Source organism: Sorangium sp. So ce394 (assembly GCF_051474665.1).
Classification (GTDB): domain Bacteria; phylum Myxococcota_A; class Polyangia; order Polyangiales; family Polyangiaceae; genus Sorangium; species Sorangium cellulosum_D.
In genome coordinates, this window is sequence record NZ_CP150339.1 from 4,729,251 (window position 1) to 4,747,879 (window position 18,629).

The window sequence follows — 18,629 nt, forward strand, 5'->3', positions numbered from 1 at the left end:
CGCCGGCCGCTCGGCGAGCTCCACCCACCAGGAATCCAGAGAGAGAGTTCAACGCAAAGGCGCCAAGAGCGCGAAGGCGCAAAAAACAAAAATTCACTGCATTTTTGCGTCTTTGCGCTCTTGGCGCCTTTGCGTTGAACTCTCTCTCCGCTCGCGAGGCAGATCCCTGGCGGGCTCTCCGCCCCGCGGTACTACCCCGCCTTCTCCGCGCGCCGCCGCCGGGCGCGCCGCGGCTCGCTCCGGGCGGCGCCGCCCTGGCTGGAGGGCTCCGGCTGCGGCGCGAACCCGATCGCCGCGAGCTCCCGCTCGCCGATCACGTCGCCCTTCGCCATGAGCGCCGCGCGGAGGAGGACCGCGCCCATCTCGGCGTCGTTGCCGGGCCACGGATGATCGAGCACGGCCTGCAACGCGCGCAGATCCAGGCCGAACGGCCGGCCCCGCAGCCGGACACCGATGCGCGCGAGGTGATCCAGCGCGAGCGCCCGGAGGTCCTCGCCGCGCGACGACAGCGACGGCAGCGCGACCGCACGATCGCCGAGACGATCGCCGAGCCGCTCGCTCATCTGGCCGGTCGCCACCAGCGCGTCGACCGTCTGAGGCACCGCCACGACGAGCCGCACGTCGTCCGGCAGCGCCGCGCCGAGGTAGCTCTGCACCTCGGCCGGCAACGCCTGGGCGTCGAGGATGAGCAGCGTGCCCCCCTTCGCCGCCTCGATCGGTGAGCTGTCCGGATCGCGCCACAGCGCCAGCGCGGGCGGCGCGCCCTCGGCCCCCGAGGGCCCGGCGCCGCCCGCGGGCCCCGCGGAGGCGCCCCGCGCCTGCGCGAACGCCTGCGCGAACCCCTCGGGCACCGGCGCCGCGCCGTCGACGATCGCCAGCGGGCCGCCCGCACGCGCGGACGACAGGTGCACGACCGCGCCCCACGCGACCGCGTCGATCCCGGGCGCGGTCAGCAGCGTGACCGGGCCGCCGGCCTCGCCGAGCCGCTCCAGCTGCTCGATCGCCGCGCGCGCGGCGGGGCTGTAGGCCGCGGCCCGCGCCGGCCGCGAGAGCAGCGCCGCGATCGCGCGGAACCGGCCCGCGCCCTGCGCCACGGCGCGCTCGAGCCGGCTCACCTCCCGCGCGCGCTCCTCGGCCTCGCGGCGGGCGGCGACCTCCCGGCCGCGCGACCCCGACAGCATCGCCGACACCGCGATCACCGCGCCGAGCCGGTCGGCGACCGCGCGCAGGCCGCACACCTCCTCCAGCGTCATCGGCGACGCGCGCCGGCCCCGCGGGATCGCGAGCGCCCCGATCGGCCCCTCCGCGTCGTTCACCAGCGCCACCACGCCGATGTCGCGCTCGGCGAGCCACGCGAGCAGCGGCCGCACCTCCGGCCGCCGGACCTCGACCGCCTCGGCGGCCTCGACGCGCAGGACGCGCTCCGGCTCGAGCTGCGCGAGCTCGATGAGGCGCGCCGGCACCTCCGCCGGCGCGGTGTGCGCGTAGCCCGCGCGATCGACGGTCACCCGCTCGGGCGGCGAGAGCAGGTACAGCGCCGGCGGCGCCTGCCCGGCCGTGCCGGCGTCGGACGCGTCGCGCAGCGCGGAGAGCGCCGCCTCCAGCGCCGCCTCCGGCTCGGGGTTCATGGCCGCGCGCGTCGCGGCGTCGAACGCGCCGAGCCAGCGCGCCCCCTCCGGCGCGAACCGGCGCGAGAGGGCCGGCGCGGCGAGCCCGGCGAGCGCGCAGAGCGCGCACGCGCCGAACACGGCGACGCCGACCGACGACGCCGGCGCGCCGCGGAGCCCGAGATCGCCGCGCGGCGCCTCGTGCACCGCGTACACCGCGAGGAGCGCCGGCGGGGTCGCGAGCGCCGCGAGCGCCAGCGTGCGGCGGAGCGCGCGCGAGACCTGCGCGGCGTCGGCGGCCACGGTGCAGAACGCGACGCAGACCGCCGCGACCGCGCTCGTGACGGGCAGGATCGACTCGGGCGCCGCGACGCCGACGAACGCCGCCGCGAGGCCGACCGCGAGCGCGGTCGCCGAGAGCAGGAGCGCGGCCTCGACCCGGTCGGCGACGCCGAGCTCGAGCCGCCGCGCGATGCGGACGCGCGCGATCGCCACGAGCATCACCGTGAGCGAGCCGAGCGACGCCGCGGAGGTGGCGTAGTGCACGAGCAGCGGATCGAGATCCGCCGCGCGCTCGGGCGCCGCCGCGGACACGGCGGGCAGGGCGACCGCGACGGTCCAGAAGAGCGAGGCGAACGCCGCGGCGTCGAGGCGCCGCGTGCTGGGCGGGGGCTCGAGCAGCCCGCCGAGGCCCGCGATGCGCGCGAGCCCGACCAGGGCGGCCATCGACGCCGCCGCCGCGCCGAGGTTGCCGAGCGCGATCAGCGCGAGCCCGGTGGGGCCGCTCCGCGCGGCGGCGAGCATCGCGGCGCCGGTGAGGCACACGGCGGCGGCGCTGCGGGCGGCCGGCTCGATCCGGTCCTCCCCGCGCGGCGGCCGCTCGACCCACCGCAGGCCGAGCGCGAGCAGCGCCGGCAGCCCGAGCAGGGCGAGCCACGCGGGCCCGTGGCCGCCGGACGCCCGGAGCGCGGCGAAGGCCGTGTAGGCGACAGCGGCCGCGGCGATCCAGAACGAGCGCCGGCGCAGCATCGCGGCGAGCGTAGCGTCTGGCCGCGGGGGCGCCAACGAGGCAGGCTCGTCGGTGGAACGACGCGCCGCCCCCGCCGCCGCCCGCGGCGTTCCGCTCCCTCAGTCCCTCACGGCGGGAGCGCCGTGATCCAGTCGCGCACGCACGTCTTCTGCTCTTCGGTGAGCGCCTCCATGTTGAACGGCATCCGGTTGCCGCACGGCGGATCATCCATGAGCTTCGTGTAGAGCGAGCTCATGTCCGGCTGACCCGGCACGAGCACCGAGCCGCCGCACGACTGGGACGGCTGGTCCCTGAACTTCGTCTCGAACCCCGCCGCCAGGACGATGCCCGAGACCTTCGTGCCTTCGTCGTGGCAGCCTGCGAAGCCGCACGAGTTCGCGATCAGCGTCGGGGCCTCGGCGCACGTCGGGGGGCCGCCGCCGGTGGTCGCCGCGTCGCCGCCGGTGGTGGCCGCCGCGTCGCCGGTGGTCACCGCGTCGCCGCCGGTGGTGGCGCTGGGGGCGCCGCCGCCGCCGGCGGCCGTCGTGGCGCCCTGGCCGTCGCCGGCGCCGGCGCCTTCGTCACCGCCGGCGGCGTACTCGTCCTTGAAGTCCTCGTCGAGGGTCCCCGCGCAGCTGCTGAGCAGCGCGGCGCCGCTCAGCAGCGCGGCAGCGGCGAGGGCGGCGCGCCTGGAAAGGGAAGCGATGGTCGTCACGTGCTACCTCACTCTCAGTAGATGTAGGCCCCGGCGAGCCGAATTCCCAGGTACTGGTCCGTTGCTCCGCCGGCGGCGTAGTCGTCGGTGAGCTCCGGCTGGAACGACGAGAAGAACCGGGCGTATTCGACGAGCAGCCGCGCCTCGATCCCCTTCGCGACGGGGACGAGCACGCCGGCCGTCGCGCCGATGCCCTGGACGCTGGCGCCGGTGAACCGATCGTAGACCGGGCCGGACGAGAGGGGCATCAGGTAGTCGGCGCCCAGCGCCAGCGCGACCGGGCCGGCCGGGATGCGCGCGTCGAGGCCGGCGCGGAAGATCGTGTAGTCGACGTTCGGAACGGTCGCGGCGAGGTCGTCCGGCGCGTCGATCTCGAAGGTCACGAACCGGACCCCGGCGGAGATCCCGAGCACCGTCGACTCGCCGAGCGTCAGCCGCTCCCGCAGCCCGAGGTTGATGCGCTGGTAGGTCGTGCTGAGCGGGTCGCCGTCGCCCACCGCCGAGTTGAGGCCGAGCGCCCGCGCGTACCCGGCGGTGATCCCGAGGCCCTTGAGCACCGCGATGTTCGTCCCCGCGAGCGGGTACAGCTCTCCGGAGACCGACAGCGCCGGCTGACCGAAGACACTGTAGGGCCGGAGGTTCTGCGAGAGCGCATCGGAGTAGTCGAACCAGCGGCCCACGAACTCGACGCCGAGCTCGACCGAGAAGAGCGCCGAGCGGACGTCGTTGCGCTTGCGCGCCGGGCCCCCGTCGTCCTTGTCGCCCTCGGCCTTCTCCTCGCCGTCGCCGTCGCCGCCGCCGTCCTCTCCCTCGCCGTCGCCGCCCTCTCCCTCGCCGTCGCCGTCGCCGCCGCCGCCGTCCTTCTTCTCGTCGGCGGGCGGCGGCGCGATCTGCGCCAGCGTCGGGCCGAGCAGATCTTCCAGCGCCTTCTGGCGGTCGTCGTCCGAGCCGCCCAGCGGCACCGCGCCGTCCACCGCGAGGTCGCCCGCGTTCTCGTCGACGTAAACGAGGTAGACCTCTTTCTTCTTCTTCTTGTTCGTCCGCGAGACGCCGTAGATCACCCCCTCCGCCTTCACGGTCTTGCCGGCCTTGCGAATGCGGTCGAGGGCCTTCTTCCGCAGGGCCTTCATCACCACCGCGTCCCCGACGGGCTTGGTCTGGCCGGCGCCCTTCAGCGCCTTCGAGAACGCGGCAGGCTCGACGACCTCCAGCGTCTTCGGCACGATCGAGAGGATGTCCTCGCGGATCGCATCCGCGTTGGGCCCCTCGACGTGGACCGCGATCGACTTCGACGCCTTGGGGGCGGCGAGCACGACCGGCGAGACCGCGAACGTGGCCGCGGTCGCGGCGGAGAGCCCGAGGAGGATCCTCCCACAGAGGCTCAAAGACAGGGACAGCGTGGTGAACCTAGTGAGCTTGGGCACGGGCCTTTTCGTGGTGGCAGCGGCGTCGACTGAAGCTTGCACGCGCGCGAGCCTACAAGCGATGTCAGGACGGAATCCAGCATCTTGCGAAGAGATGGAGGGATCTTTCTCGCGACACGCAGTGTCGTTAAGAGACTCCGCTATGACCGGACTCGAAAGGGTTGCCGCGCCGCGCGCCCGCCTTCCTTGACTGCCTTCGATCAAGTAGAAAAGCTGTCGAGCGATGCGCGGCGCGGCGCCGCGACGCAACGCATCGCAGACCAGCTCGTCCCAGGCAGAGGGCACATGGATCGGTCAAGAGGACGGCACTCCCGCGCGCGGCGCGGCCCTCGCGCCTCGCTGGGGGCCGCGATGATCGCCCTGACGGCGGCCGCCGCCTGCTCGGGCGGGTCCGGCGCCGGGGCGGACGGCGAGCCGACGCGCTGCGCAGAGATCCGGCCGGGCGCCTCGCCGCTGCGGCGGATGACGCGCTTCGAATACAACAACACGATCCGGGATCTCCTCGGCGACGACAGCGCGCCGGCCGACGCCTTCGTGGTCGAGGAGGAGGCGCTCGGGTTCAACAACCAGGCGGCGGCGCTCGGCGTCACGCCGCTGCTCGCCGAGCAGCTCATGAAGGCCTCCGAGGCGATCGCGGCCCGGGCGGCGCGAAACATCGAGGCGCTCCTCGAGGGGTGCGATCCGGCGGTGCAGGGGCCCGAGGTGTGCGCCGACGAGCTCATCGCGCGCTTCGGCAAGCGCGCGTTCCGGCGGCCGCTCACGCCGGCGGAGGGCGAGCGGTTCGCGCGGCTCTTCGCCTGGGGGAACGGCGAGCACGGCTTCTCGACCGGCGTCGAGCTCGTGATCCAGGCGATGCTCCAGTCGCCGCACTTCCTCTACCGCGTCGAGCTCGGCATGCCGGATCCGGTCGGGGACGGCGTGGTGCCGCTCTCCGATCACGAGCTCGCCTCGCGGCTGTCGTACCTGCTCTGGGGCTCGATGCCCGACGACGCGCTGTTCGCCGCGGCCGACGCGGGCGAGCTCCGCACCGCCGAGCAGATCGCCGCGCACGCCCGCCGCCTGCTCGACGATCCGCGCGCCCGCGCCGCGGTCGCGAACTTCCACGCGCAATGGCTGCAGCTGTCGAACATCGACACCCTCACCAAGGACCCCGCGGTGTACCCGCACTTCCACGGCGGGCTGCCGGCGCTCCTCCGGGCGGAGACCGAGGCGTTCCTCGAGCACGTCGTGTTCGACGACGCCGCCGGCGACGTGGCGACGCTGCTGACGGCGCCGTACTCGCTGATGAACGCCGAGCTCCGCGCGTTCTACGGGCTCCCGGCGGGCCCCGCCGGGGCGCCGGACGAGCTCGCGATCGTGCCGCTCGACCCGTCGCAGCGCGCCGGCTTCCTCACCCACGCGAGCCTGCTCTCGGTGCTCGCGAAGCCCAACCAGTCCTCGCCCGTTCACCGCGGCAAGTTCGTCCGCGAGCGGCTGCTCTGCCAGATCTTGCCGCCGCCGCCGCCCGACGTGGACATCCAGCCGCCCGACGTGCGGGAGGGGATCCCGACCCGCCGGCGGTTCGAGCAGCACGCCGCGGACCCGAGCTGCTCCGGCTGCCACAAGCTCATGGATCCGATCGGCTTCGGGTTCGAGCGCTACGACGGGATCGGCCTCTACCGCGAGACCGACCAGGGCGTCCCGATCGACGCGAGCGGCGAGATCGGGGGGACGGGCGGCGCGGACGGGCCGTTCGACGGGGCGGTGGAGCTCGCGCACCGCCTCGCGGAGAGCGGCGAGGTGCGCCAGTGCGTCGCGACGCAGTGGTTCCGCTTCGGCTACGGCCGCGCCGAGCAGGCGGAGGACGAGTGCAGCATGACCCAGATCCAGGCGGCGTTCGCCGAGAGCGGTTACAACATCAAGGCGCTGCTCGTGGCGCTGACCCAGACGGACGCGTTCCGCTACCGCCGCGCGCTGCCCGGCGACGGGGGGGCGCCGTGAGCCGCGCCGCGCCGCGCCGCGCGCCGAGGAGACGCCTGGATCGCCGCACCTTCGTGCGCGGCGCTGGCGGGCTCGCCCTCGCGCTGCCGTTCCTCGACGCGATGGGCGGCTCGGCGAGCGCCGTCGATTTCCCGAAGCGCTTCGTCGTCTTCTTCACGGGCCTCGGCACCGTCAAGAGCGCGTGGGAGCCGACCGGGACCGGGGCGTCGTTCGAGCTCGGCGAGATCCTCGCCCCGCTCTCGCCCTACCGGGAAAAGCTGCTCGTCATCGACGGCATCAACATGGACTCGGCCTACCAGGGGCCGGGCGATCCCCACCAGCAGGGCATCGGCCAGGCCCTCACCGGCACGGAGCTCCAGGAAGGGACGCTCTTTCCGTACGCCTGCAACCCCGCGGCGCGCGTCGGCTGGGGCGGCGGCATCTCGGTCGACCAGTTCCTCGCCGCGAAGCTCGGGCAGAGCACGAAGCTCTCGTCGCTCGAGCTCGGCGTGCAGGTCCAGTACGCCAACGTCTCGTCGCGCGTCTCGTACCTCGGCCCGGGCCAGCCGGTCCCGCCCGAGGACGACCCGCGCGCGGCCTTCGACCGGCTCTTCCTCGACCTCAGCGCCGACCCCGCGGACCTCGAGCGGCGGCGCGCCCTGCGCCGCCGGGTGCTCGGCAGCGTCATGGAGGACTATGGCTCGCTCGCGAGGACGCTGGGGGGCGAGGACGGGCAGAAGCTGGAGCAGCACCTCGACGCGGTGGGCGAGATCGAGAAGCGCCTCGACGCGCCGGGGCTCCTCGGCGGCGCGTGCGCGCTGCCGGAGCTCGGCGATCCGCTCGACGTCTACGCGAACGACAACTACCCGGCGATCGGGAAGCTGCAGATGGATCTGCTCGCGATGGCGCTCGCCTGCGATCTCACGCGGGTCGCGTCGATCCAGTGGAGCTCGACGCAGGCCGGGAAGGTGTTCACCTGGCTCGGCCAGTCGGACACGCACCACTCGCTCTCGCACTCGAACGTGACCGACGAGGGCAAGCAGCAGCAGCTCATCGACATCGGGCGCTGGCACGCGGAGCAGCTCGCGTACCTGCTCGGGAAGCTCGACGCGGTGAAGGAGGGCACGGGCACGCTGCTCGACAACACGCTCATCCTCTGGTGTACCGACATCTCGGAGGGGCAGACCCACTCGCGGCACAACATGCCGTACGTGATCGCGGGCGGCGCCGGCGGGGCGCTCCGGACCGGGAGGTACGTGCGCTACGGCGGCGACGCCCACAACGACCTGCTCGTGACGCTGTGCAACGCGATGGGCGTGGACGTGTCCACGTTCGGCAACCCCGCGTACTGCACGGGCCCGCTGTCGGGCCTCCTGGCCTGAGCGCCGGGCGGGTGTTTTGGGCTTTTCGTCGCGCGCCGTTTTTGGCAAGTACGCCCGCATGGGCGGCCTGCTGTCTTCAGGGAAGCCTCGCCGCGCGCCGCGGTCGACTCGCTCGACGCGCGCGGCGTGCCTGGTCCTTCGTCTCGCGCGCCTCGCGGCGCTCTCGGCGGTCGCGTGCGGCGCGGGCGGGTGCAAGAAGCCCGCGGACGCGCCGGCGGACGCCGGGGCCCTGGCCGGCGACGCGGGCGCGGAGGCGGCGCCCGCTGCGGAGGCGGCGCCCGCGGCGGAGCCGGCGCCGGCGGCCGCGTGGCCGCCGAGCGACAAGCCGCTGCTCGGGGTCACCGCGTTCGTCGCGACCGTTTACAAAGAGCCGCGCGACACCTCGAAGAAGCTGGGCTACCTGCGCGTCGGCTCGAGGGTGCCGCGCGCCGCGGAGCCCGCCGGCACGGCCGGCTGCCCGGGCGGGTGGTACGCGATCGAGCCGCGCGGCTTCCTCTGCGTCGGCGAGGACGCGACGCTCGATCTCGACGACCCCATCCTCAAGGCCGCCGGTCCCGGGCCGAACCTGAGGAGCGCGCTCCCGTACCGGTATGCCTTCGTCCGCGCCGTGCTGCCGCTCTACCTGCGCGTGCCCACCGCCGAGGAGCAGCGGAAGTCGGAGTTCAAGCTCGACGAGCACCTCGCGTGGTTCGAGGAGAACAAGGCGACCGTGCAGCGGGTGGACCTCGGCGCGAACGACGTGCCGATCGACGCGCGGGGCGTGCCGCTGCCGGGCAAGCGGATCGGCGAGCTCGGCCTCGGGAAGAACTCGCTCGAGCTCGGCGAGGGCGCCCTGCTCGGCGGGGAGGGGGAGAACGACCCGATCCCGTTCTGGCTGGAGGGCGGCAAGCGCCTCATCCGCAACATCAGCGACTTCAAGGTCCCGGACTACGCGGTCTTCGCCGATCGCGCGCGCCGCTTCACCGGCCTGTCGCTGATCGGCTCGTTCCCGACCGGGCCGGAGTCGCTGAACCGGCGGTTCGCGATCACGACGGATCTCCGGCTCGCGCCCGCGACGAAGATCAAGCCGGACACGGGCTCGCCGTGGCACGGCGTCGAGCTGAACGACGAGCTCACGCTGCCGCTCGCGTTCGTCCGGGCGCGGAGCGCGCGCGACGTCGAGATCGAGGGGGACAAGGCGACGCCGGGCAAGGAGCTCCCGTTCCGCGAGGTCCTCCCGTTGACCGGCAGGATGCGCCGGCTCGAGGGGGTGAAGTATTACCGGACGAAGGACCAGCGGTACGTGAGCCAGCTCGACGTGGGGCTCGCGGTCGCCCCTTCCGCGTGGCCGGCGGTCGCCGAGAAGGGCGAGAAGTGGATCGAGGTCTCGATCACGCACCAGACGCTCGTCCTCTGGGAGGGCAAGCGCCCTGTCTATGCCACGCTGGTCTCGACCGGTCAGGCGGGGGTGGCCGATCCCAAGACCACGACCGCCACGGTGCGCGGCGTCTTCCGCATCCGCAACAAGCACATCACGGCGACGATGGACTCGAACGAGTCGTCGAGCGTCGGCGGCCGCCCGGAGACGACCGCGGAGGCGCCCTCGGCCTCGCGGGGCGCGAAGCCGGACAAGGGCGGCTCGTCGAAGGAGCGCGCGAAGAAGAAGCCGGGCGCGAGCGCCGCGGAGAAGCCCGAGGCGGGCCAGAAGGCGGTGCCCCGCAAGGGCGACGGGGAGTACGGCGTCACGCGGCGCCGCGGCGAGGGGACGTACGCCCTCAAGGACGTGCCGTACATCCAGTACTTCGCGAGCGGCTATGCGCTCCACGCCGCGTACTGGCACGACGTCTTCGGCACGCCGCGCAGCCACGGCTGCATCAACCTGGCGCCCATCGACGCCCACCGGGTGTTCCTGTGGACCGACCCGCCGGTGCCGCCCGGGTGGCACGCCATCAACACCGGCGAGGAGCTCGGCGAAGGCACAACGATCATCATTCACGAGTGATGTGCGGTCGCCGTCTCGAGGAGAGAGGGGGACTTCAGTGGGGGCAGGGGGGAGCCGTGCGGAGGAGGTCGTCGAGCGACGCGTCGGCGGCGCCGGCGAGGCCGTCGAGCAGCGTGGCGAGGCGGTCGTGCTGCTCCGGCGTGAACGGGGGCATGCCGAAGCGAGAGCGCACGCGCGAGAGCATGAACGCTAGGCCGGCGCCGTCCTGGTAGCCGGCGACCCAGGGGCCGCGGGCGAGCTCGTCGCAGATGCGGCAAAGACGCGCCTCGAAGGCGGGGCGATCGGCGAGGGCAGCGGGGGAGGGGGCGCGCCGCTCGAAATGGTGGATCGAGGCGGCGGCCGCGGTCGGGGGGCCGTCGATGGCGGCGAGGCCGGCGCGGAGGTCGTCGAGGAGAGGGGCGAGGCCGATCCGGCGCACGAGCGCGCCGTCGAGGCACATCTCCCAGAGCACGTGGGCGAACAGCGCGAGCCGCGGCGCGCCGAGCGCGGCGCCGCGCAGCGCCTCGGCGAGGCGGCGCTCCCCCTCCACGAAGACGGGGGCGGCGTGGAACCAGCGGTCGACGGCGACGTGGTGATCGATGCCGGCCAGCACCTCGGCGACGCGAAGCGGCGGGGCGGCGGGGGGCTCGGGCGCGCGCGCGGGCTTCACGCGCCGGTCGGCCATGCGCCAGAGGTCCGGGAGCATCGCGCCGGCGCCGGCGGCGACCGAGCCGAGGTCGCGCGCGGCGAGGTGGCGATGAAGCAGGAAGTTCATGCGTTCAGGATGGCGCCGCGGCCTCCGGCGGTCGACGGTGAACCGATGCCGCGCGCCCTGCCTCGCCTGTCGCTCTTCGAGTGGAACGATTCCCCGTGGTCTCCCGGTCCGCTGCGCGAGCTCATCATCGAGTCGCTGAGCCGGACGATCCGGTGGGGCGGCATGCTGCGCGGCCTGATCGCGCCGTTCCGGCGCTTCCTCGCCGCCTCGGGCGCGACCGAGGTCATCGAGCTCGGCGCGGGCGCGGCCGGGCCGTCGGAGGTGCTCATCGACGAGCTCCTCCGCGCGGGCGCGACGCCGCCGCGCTTCGTGCTCACCGACCTCCTGCCGCAGCCGGAGGCGTGGGCGGCGGCGGCCGCGCGGCACCCGGCGTTCGTCGCCTTCGAGCCCTCGCCGGTGGACGCGACGCGCATCCCGCGGGCGCTCGCCGAGGGCCGCGCGCGGCTGATGATCAACGCCTTCCACCACTTCTCTCCCGAGCTCGCGCGGGCGATCCTGGCGGACGCGGCGCGCGGCTCGTCCGGCATCTTCCTGTCCGAGGGCTTCGAGCGGAACCCGCTCGGCTTCTTGCCGATGGTCCCGGTCGGCGTCGCCGCGCTCGCCGCGAACCCGCTGCTCGCGCGCCGCTCCCGGGCCGCCAAGGCGTGGCTCACGTGGGCGACGCCGATCGCCGCCACGGCCAGCGTATGGGACGGCCTGGTGAGCACGCTCCGCGTCTACACCGAGGCCGAGCTGCGCGAGATGGTCGCCCCGGTCGGAGACACGTTCACGTGGGAGTACGGCACGTACGACTTCCCGCTGTGGGGCAAGGGGTATTACTTCTTCGGCGTTCCTGCGCGATGAGCAGGCGCCGAGGGCGCTCGGCGATCCAGCGCAGGAGCCTCCGACGAGCAGCTCACCAGGGCTGGACGAGGCAGCTGTATTTTTGCGGCCGGGAACGCCGGTCATTTTGTTGAATAAAAATTTGACCCGTTCTGCCCACCCCCGCGCACAGGGGCGGAAGCTGGCGACGCGGTGTCTCCGACGTCGTTCCATGCGGATTCGATGGCTTCCGGCGGCTGGGAAAAGGGGCAAGACATGATGGCTTATCGGCGGATGGTGGTGGCGGTATCGGCGTGCGTGGCCCTCGTGGCGGCGACCGCGTGTGTAGGGGGGACCGGCGACGCTGGTGACGCTGCCTCGGGCGGCGACGGGACGGCGAGCGGCGGCGACGGGACGGCGAGCGGCGGCGACGGGACGGCGAGCGGCGGCGACATCGGGGAGGACCCCTTCGGCGACATCGGGGGTAGCGCGAGCTCGGGCGGTGACCCGAGCGCGGGCGGCGACGCCTGCGGCAGCGAGCTCATCGCGATCGTGCGCGACTTCAAGGATACGCACCCGGATTTCGAGGCCCGGCCCGGGGAGGACCGGGGCATCGTGGAGGCTCAGCTCGGCGCGGACGGCAAGCCGGTCTATGCGGGCGGCAGCGAGGGCACGTTGACCACGACCGGCAAGGAGGCCTTCGATCAGTGGTTCCGCGACGTGCCCGACGTGAACACCGCCATCCAGATATCCATCTCGCTCGTGGACAACGGGAACGGCACGTCCACGTACGACGATGCCGACTTCTTCCCGATCGACGACATGGGGTTTGGCAACGAGGACCGGCGCCACAACTATCACTTCACGCTCGAGCTCCACACCACGTTCGAATACAAGGGTGGCGAGGTGTTCACCTTCTCGGGCGACGACGACCTCTTCACCTTCATCAACGGCCGTCTCGCGATCGATCTGGGCGGCATTCACAAGCCGGAGAGCGCGACGATCGACCTCGACGCGCGCGCGCAGGACCTCGGCATCACGCCGGGCAACACGTACGCGCTCGACTTCTTCTTCGCCGAGCGCCGCACGACCGAGTCGAACTTCCGCATCGACACGTCCATCGGTTGCTTTACCCCGGTCATCAACTGAGCTCGGTCGTCCGCTGACGCGGCGCGACCTCAGCCCACAGCGCCCTTCATTCCCCACCGTCCGCGTTCCTCGGCTCACCGCCCCGCCCGCGCCGTATCCCGCCCAGCGGCTCGCGCCGACCGCCCCCCGTTCCCCCTGGAGCGGCCGCCGTTGCCACCTTGCTCGTGGTTCGGCGCAACAGGTAGCCTAGGCAACGATGCAGGCCAGCGACCCGTTCGGCTGGGTGGGGTCGATCATCGACGGTCAGTTCGCTGTCGAGGCGCTGGCGGGCGAGGGAGCGTTCGGCGTCGTCTACCGTGCCCGGCACCTCGGCTTCGACGCGCCGGTCGCCGTCAAATGCCTCAAGATCCCGACGGGCCTGGGCCCTGATCAGCAGGACGCCTTCCTCGCCAAGTTCCGCGAAGAGGCGCGCCTGCTCCACCAGCTCTCGCGCCGCACCATGGGCATCGTCCAGGCGCTCGACATCGGCGCTGCGGCCGCGCCGAACGGCCCCTGGACGCCGTACATCGTCATGGAGTGGCTGGAGGGCGAGACGCTGGAGCAGGACCTCCGGCGCCGCCGCGCCGAGAACGCGCCGCCGAGGAGCCTCACCGAGGCGATCAAGCTCCTCGCGCCGGTCGCCTCCGCGCTCGCCGTCGCCCACGACGAGAACGTGTCGCACCGCGACGTCAAGCCGGCCAACCTGTTCCTGCTCGGCGACCGCATGAAGGTCCTCGACTTCGGCCTCGCCAAGGTCTTCTCCGAGACGCCGACGTTCGCCGAGGCGCTCGTCCAGACGGGGCGAACGTTCCGCGCCTTCACGCCGCAGTACGGCGCGCCGGAGCAGTTCAGCCCGCGGTTCGGCGCCACCGGGCCCTGGACCGACGTCTACGCGATGGCCCTCATCCTCATCGAGGTCGCCAGCGGCCAGCCCGCCCTCTCCGGCGGCGACGTCATCCAGCTCTTCGTCGCCTCGAGCGACGAGTCGATCCGGCCGAGCTTCCGCGCTCGCGGCGTGAGCGCGAGCCCCGACGTGGAGGCGGTCCTCGGCCGCGCGCTCGCGATCCACCCCTCGCAGCGGTTCCGCAACCTCGGCGAGATGTGGTCCGCCCTCGAGGCCGCCCAGCGCTCCAGCGTCGTCGTGGTGGCGCGCGACACCCTGCGCGCGCCCGCGTTCGGCGCCGACGCCGCCGACCCCGTCGACGACGACGGGCTGCTCGACTTCGCCGCCCTCCACCTGCCGCCGCTGCCGCCGCCGCCCGCGCTCTCGGTCCCGCCGCCGTCGCTGCCGCCGCCGTCGCGGCCGCAGCGGCGGCCCCCGGAGAGCAGCGGGGGCCGCGGGAGCGTGGGCCCCGAGCGGAGCGCGCCGAGGGGCCGCGCCGTCGTCCCGTTCGAGGGCGGCGAGCACCGGATCTGCACCGTCCTGTTCGCCGATCTCTCGGAGGCGACCGCGCTCTCGTCCAGGCTCGACCCCGAGGACGTCAAGGACGTCGTCGATCGCTGCTACCAGGCGCTCGCGGAGCACGTCGAGCAGATGCACGGGATCGTCGAGCGGCCCATCGGCGGGCGCGTCATGGCCGTCTTCGGCGTGCCCCGCGCGACCGACTGCGACGCCGAGCGCGCCATCGTCGCGGCGCTCGCCGCGCAGGCCGCGATCCCGCGCCTCGCGCTGCCGCGCGCGGCGCGGACGGTCCGCCTCTCGGTGCGGATCGGGATCTCGACGGGGCGGGTGTTCGTCGGCGCCGGGAGCTCGGCGCGCCAGGATCTCGCCGTGATCGGCGACGCGGTGGACGGCGCCGCGCGCCTGCAGCAGCTCGCGCCGCGCGGCGCGATCGTGATCGGCCGCGACACCCACCGCCTCGTCCTCGGGCGCTTCCGCGTCGAGCCCGTCGAGGCGAGCGCGGCGCGCGCGGCGCCGGCGGAGCCCGCCGCGCGCGGCGCGGCGCTGCCGATCTACCGCGTGCTCGGCGAGGCCCCGCCGAGCCGCGGGCTCGCGCCGGACGATTTCCACGGGCTCGCGACGCGCCTCGTCGGGCGCGGCGCGGAGATGCAGCGCCTGCGCGATCTCGTCGAGACCGCCGTCCACGAGCGGCGGCCGCGCCTCGTCACGCTGGTCGGCGCGCCCGGCGTGGGCCGGACGCGCGTGCTCGCCGAGCTCGCCGCGGGCCTCGGCGGCGGGCCGGCGTCCGGCGCGCCCTCGTCCGGGCGCGGCGCCGCGCCCGCGCCGCCCGACGCGCCGTTCGTCCTCTCGGCGCAGTGCTCGGCGCTCGCGCGCGAGACGAGCTACGGGCTCGCCGGCGCGCTGCTCCGCCGCTGGTTCGGGATCCACGAGGCCGACCCGGCCCAGGTCATCCTGCGCAAGCTGCGCCTCGGCCTGCGCTGGCTCCGCCTGCGCGCCGCGCGCGCCCGCGCCCGCGCCGAGCGGGAGGCCGCCGGCGCGGGGACGAGGGCCGCGCTCGGGGGCGCGTCGCCCATCGTGACGCGCGCGTCGGCGGTCCCCCTGCGCGGGCCGGTCAGCTCGACCGTGAACGCGCGCAGGGCGGCCGGCGCGGTGCGGTACGAGGACGACGACGAGCTCGATCCGTCCCCGTCGCTGGCGACGTCGAGCGGCTCGAGCGACGTCGAGGACATCCTCGCCCGGCTGGCGGCCATCCTTGGCGCGCGGCCGGCGCCCGCGGGGCTGCTCGAGGCCGCGGCGCGCGGCAGCGTGCTGGCGAAGCGCCGGATCGCCGCCGCGCTCGCGCAGCTCGTCACCTTCGCGCTCGAGCGGACGCCGATCCTGATCGTGTGCGACGACCTCCAGTGGGCCGACGACGCCACGCTCGACCTCGTCGAGGAGCTCGTGGCGCACGCCGAGGGGCTGCCGCTCTGCGTGGTGTGCGCCGCGCGCCCCGAGCTCTACGAGCGCCGCCCGGACTGGGGCATCGCGAAGGAGGCCTACGTCCGCGTCGAGGCGCTCCCGCTCGCGCGGCGGCACGCGGAGGAGATGATCCGGGATCGGCTCCGCGGCGCGCCCGAGCTCGATCCGGAGCTCGTGCGCGCGCTCGCCGAGCGCGCCGAGGGCAACCCGCGCACCGTGGAGGAGATGCTCCAGCTTCTCGTCGATGCCGGCGCGATCGAGGCGCAGGACGGCGCGTGGCGCGTCCACGAGGGCGCGCTCGGCGCGCTGAGCCTGCCGCCGTCGGTGCACGGCGCCGTCCAGGCGCGCCTCGATCGACTCGACGCCGACGCGCGCGGGGTCCTCGTCCAGGCGGCCGTCGTCGGCCGGACCTTCTGGGAGGGCGCGGTCGAGCGGCTCAGGAACGACGCCCCGCAGGCGCGCTCGCCCATGTCGAGCGAGCGCATCTTGGCCGAGCTCCAGGATCTCGATCCGCCGTTCTCGGTGCGGCACGGCGCCGGCGCGTCCACCGCCGAGCTGCTCGCGCGCCTGTGCGATCGCCAGCTGATCCGGCTCCGCTCCCCCGCGTCGTTCCCCGGCGAGCGCGAGTACGTGTTCACCGAGCAGGCGACGTGCGAGGTCGCGTACGAGATGCTGAGCCTCAAGGTCCGGCGGCGGATCCACCTGCTCGTCGCGGACTGGCTCGAGCACCGCGCGCCGGGCGACGACGGCGCGGCGCTGCTCGCGCACCACTACGATCGGGGCGGCGATCTGCGGGCGGCCGCGGCGGCGTACGACCGCGCCGCGGCGCACGCCGCGGCGATCGGCGAGGGCGCCGCGGCGGCGAGCCACGCGGCGCGGGCCCGCGAGCTCTGCGACGAGCTCGCGGCCGAGGAAGCCTAGGCGCGCCGCCAGCGCCGCGCGGAGCTAGCGCGCCGTGCGCCGCGGCCTCGGCGGGCGCGCGCCGGACACGCGCAGCGCGTGGCGCAGGGCGTCCTCCAGCTCCCCGAACGTCTCGAAGGTCCGCGCGTCGCTGCCGAGCTCGACGATCGCCTGCGCGACGCCGGGGGAGATGCCCGAGACGAGGCAGCGGCTGCCGAGCAGGCTCGCGGCCCGGGCCACCTGGAGCAGGTGGTCGACCGTCGGCCCGTCCACGTCCTCCACGCCGGTCAGGTCGAGCACGGCGAAGTGGGCCTGCGTGCGGACGATCTCCCCGAGCAGCTTCTCCATGATCTGCGTGGCCCGACCGCTGTCGAGCGCGCCGATGATCGGCAGGACGAGGACGCCCTCCCACGCCTGGATGATCGGCGTCGACAGCGCGCGGATCGCCTCCTGCTGCTGGCGCAGGACGCTCGCGGTCCGCTCGCGCTCGGCGTTCTCCTCGGCGAGCATCCGGTTCTTGCCTTCCAGCTCCTCGGCGTACGCCTCGAGGCGCTCGATCGACTGGCGCAGCTGGTCTTCGAGCCGCTTGCGGTCGGTGGTGTCCCGCATCGTCACGGCCACGCCGTCCCGGATCGGCACGATCTGGTGGTGCACCCAGGCGCGCGGGCGCGACGGCTGGGCGGGGGGCGCGGGGAGGAGGATCTCCTCCTCGAGCGGCGCCCCCTTCCGGATGACGCGCAGGCACTTGTCGAGGAGGACGCCGGCCTCGGCCGAGTGCTCGAGCTCCGAGAGGCGCCGGCCGAGGAGCGCTTCGCGCTGCATCGACAGCATCGCCGCGGCGCGCGCGTTGAGGCCCGTGATCACGAAGTCGGCGACCCCCTCGCCCCCGTCGCGGCGGGACGTCATCGTGAGGAACGCGTCCATGCTGGCCTCGACGGCGGCGTGGAACCGCGCCTCGCTCTCGCGGCGCTGCTCCTCGGCGCGCCGGCGCTCGGTGATGTCCTCGGTCACGATGAGCACGTTCGTGACCTCCTGGGCGCCCCGGATCGGGCTGGCGTGGTTCGCGTACCACGCTCGCTCGCCGTTCGCCCCGAGGCCGATCACCTCGTAGTGCGCCTGGCCGCCGGACGTGAGCACGGTGTCGAGCGCCTGCGTCAGGGTCGCGTGGTACTCCGGCGACGTGAAGTCGTAGATGGTCCGGCCGAGGACGCTCTCCGGATCGAGCCCCGGAAGGGTCCGATTGACGGAGACGATCCGCGCATCCTTGTCGGCGACGATGAGGACGTGCGGGATGCCCTCGTAGAGCGCCCGCAGCTTGTCTTCGGACTCGCGGAGCGCCATCTCGGCGGTCTTGCGCCGCGTGACGTCGCGGACGACGAAGTAGACGAGCCCCTCGTCGAGCGCGAGCATCGCGTTCCACTCGAGCCACCGGTACGAGCCGTCCTTGCAGCGGAAGCGGTTCTCGTAGGTGAGCGTCTGCGCGCCGGTGGAGAACGTGTCGGTCTCCGAGAGGGTGCGCGCCTTGTCTTCGGGGTGGATGAACTCGACGTACGGCCGGGCCATCAGCTCCTGGCGGCTGAACCCGAGCGTCCGCTCCCACGAGGGGCTGAGCTCCTTGAAGCGCCCGTCGAGCGTCGCGACGCCGAGCATGTCGACGGCGAGCGCGTAGAGGCGGCGTTGCTCCTTGTCCTCCTCGCGCACCACCGCGCGCAGGATCGGCCCCGAGCCGTCGGGCAGCGCGAGCTTCGCGAGCTGCGTGTCGGCCTGGATGAAGCCCCCGTTCGGCCGCCGGTAGAGCCATCGAAACCGCTGCGGCTCGCCGCGGCTCGCCGCATCGATGCGCTGCTTCAGGCCCTCCGCGGAGGCCTGTCCGTCGGGCTGCAGGAGCGGCGAGAGCCCGGCGAGCTCGCGGCCGAGCAGGCCCTCCTCGGGCCCGGCGAGCAGGCGCACCGCGCTCGGGTTGGCGTCGATCACGCGCCCGTCCTCGAGGAGGAGGAGCGCGTCCTCGGCCGCCTCGAACGCGGCGCGGTAAAGATCACGATGGCTCATCGTCGGCGCCGCCTGGCGCTGAGAGCGCCCTCGTGCCGGGTTGTCCTCTCGAGCTCGATC

At 74.1% G+C, this 18,629-nt stretch carries 11 protein-coding genes; 6 read left to right on the plus strand and 5 right to left on the minus strand.

Annotated elements, in window-relative coordinates:
- Window positions 1-191 precede the first annotated feature (191 nt).
- The 3 genes from WMF33_RS17465 to WMF33_RS17475 form a co-directional block, all read right to left on the minus strand.
- Window positions 192-2,636 carry a hypothetical protein gene (locus WMF33_RS17465; RefSeq protein ID WP_437338191.1) on the minus strand — a complete coding sequence of 815 codons (2,445 nt, stop codon included), beginning with the start codon at window positions 2,634-2,636 and terminating at the stop codon, window positions 192-194.
- Between the two features lie 107 nt (window positions 2,637-2,743).
- Window positions 2,744-3,331, minus strand: coding sequence for a hypothetical protein (locus WMF33_RS17470; protein WP_437338192.1), 588 nt, complete (start codon window positions 3,329-3,331; stop codon window positions 2,744-2,746).
- Between the two features lie 14 nt (window positions 3,332-3,345).
- Entirely contained in the window at window positions 3,346-4,755 is a 1,410-nt protein-coding gene (locus tag WMF33_RS17475) for a hypothetical protein (RefSeq protein ID WP_437338193.1), read from the minus strand.
- A gap of 351 nt (window positions 4,756-5,106) precedes the next feature.
- On the opposite strand from WMF33_RS17475, the gene WMF33_RS17480 reads away from it, so the two are divergent.
- The 3 genes from WMF33_RS17480 to WMF33_RS17490 are packed head-to-tail and all read left to right on the plus strand — an operon-like array spanning window position 5,107 to window position 10,077.
- Complete coding sequence (locus WMF33_RS17480) at window positions 5,107-6,735, plus strand: DUF1592 domain-containing protein (RefSeq protein ID WP_437338194.1); 1,629 nt, start codon at window positions 5,107-5,109, stop codon at window positions 6,733-6,735.
- Entirely contained in the window at window positions 6,732-8,096 is a 1,365-nt protein-coding gene (locus WMF33_RS17485; RefSeq protein ID WP_437338195.1) for a DUF1552 domain-containing protein, read from the plus strand. The genes WMF33_RS17480 and WMF33_RS17485 overlap by 4 nt, the downstream gene beginning before the upstream one ends.
- A 58-nt stretch (window positions 8,097-8,154) precedes the next feature.
- Window positions 8,155-10,077, plus strand: coding sequence for a L,D-transpeptidase (locus WMF33_RS17490; protein WP_437338196.1), 1,923 nt, complete (start codon window positions 8,155-8,157; stop codon window positions 10,075-10,077).
- A 34-nt stretch (window positions 10,078-10,111) separates the two neighbouring features.
- On the opposite strand, the gene WMF33_RS17495 is transcribed toward WMF33_RS17490, so the two are convergent.
- Complete coding sequence (locus WMF33_RS17495; protein ID WP_437338197.1) at window positions 10,112-10,831, minus strand: hypothetical protein; 720 nt, start codon at window positions 10,829-10,831, stop codon at window positions 10,112-10,114.
- 45 nt (window positions 10,832-10,876) lie between these two features.
- On the opposite strand from WMF33_RS17495, the gene WMF33_RS17500 reads away from it, so the two are divergent.
- From WMF33_RS17500 to WMF33_RS17510, 3 genes are all read left to right on the plus strand, one after another.
- Complete coding sequence (locus tag WMF33_RS17500) at window positions 10,877-11,674, plus strand: hypothetical protein (RefSeq protein ID WP_437338198.1); 798 nt, start codon at window positions 10,877-10,879, stop codon at window positions 11,672-11,674.
- Between the two features lie 234 nt (window positions 11,675-11,908).
- Window positions 11,909-12,781, plus strand: coding sequence for a fibro-slime domain-containing protein (locus WMF33_RS17505; protein WP_437338199.1), 873 nt, complete (start codon window positions 11,909-11,911; stop codon window positions 12,779-12,781).
- Window positions 12,782-12,977: 196 nt separating this feature from the next.
- Window positions 12,978-16,541 carry a protein kinase domain-containing protein gene (locus tag WMF33_RS17510; RefSeq protein WP_437338200.1) on the plus strand — a complete coding sequence of 1,188 codons (3,564 nt, stop codon included), beginning with the start codon at window positions 12,978-12,980 and terminating at the stop codon, window positions 16,539-16,541.
- Window positions 16,542-16,565: 24 nt separating this feature from the next.
- On the opposite strand, the gene WMF33_RS17515 is transcribed toward WMF33_RS17510, so the two are convergent.
- Window positions 16,566-18,569 carry a PAS domain S-box protein gene (locus tag WMF33_RS17515; RefSeq protein ID WP_437338201.1) on the minus strand — a complete coding sequence of 668 codons (2,004 nt, stop codon included), beginning with the start codon at window positions 18,567-18,569 and terminating at the stop codon, window positions 16,566-16,568.
- Window positions 18,570-18,629 lie beyond the last annotated feature (60 nt).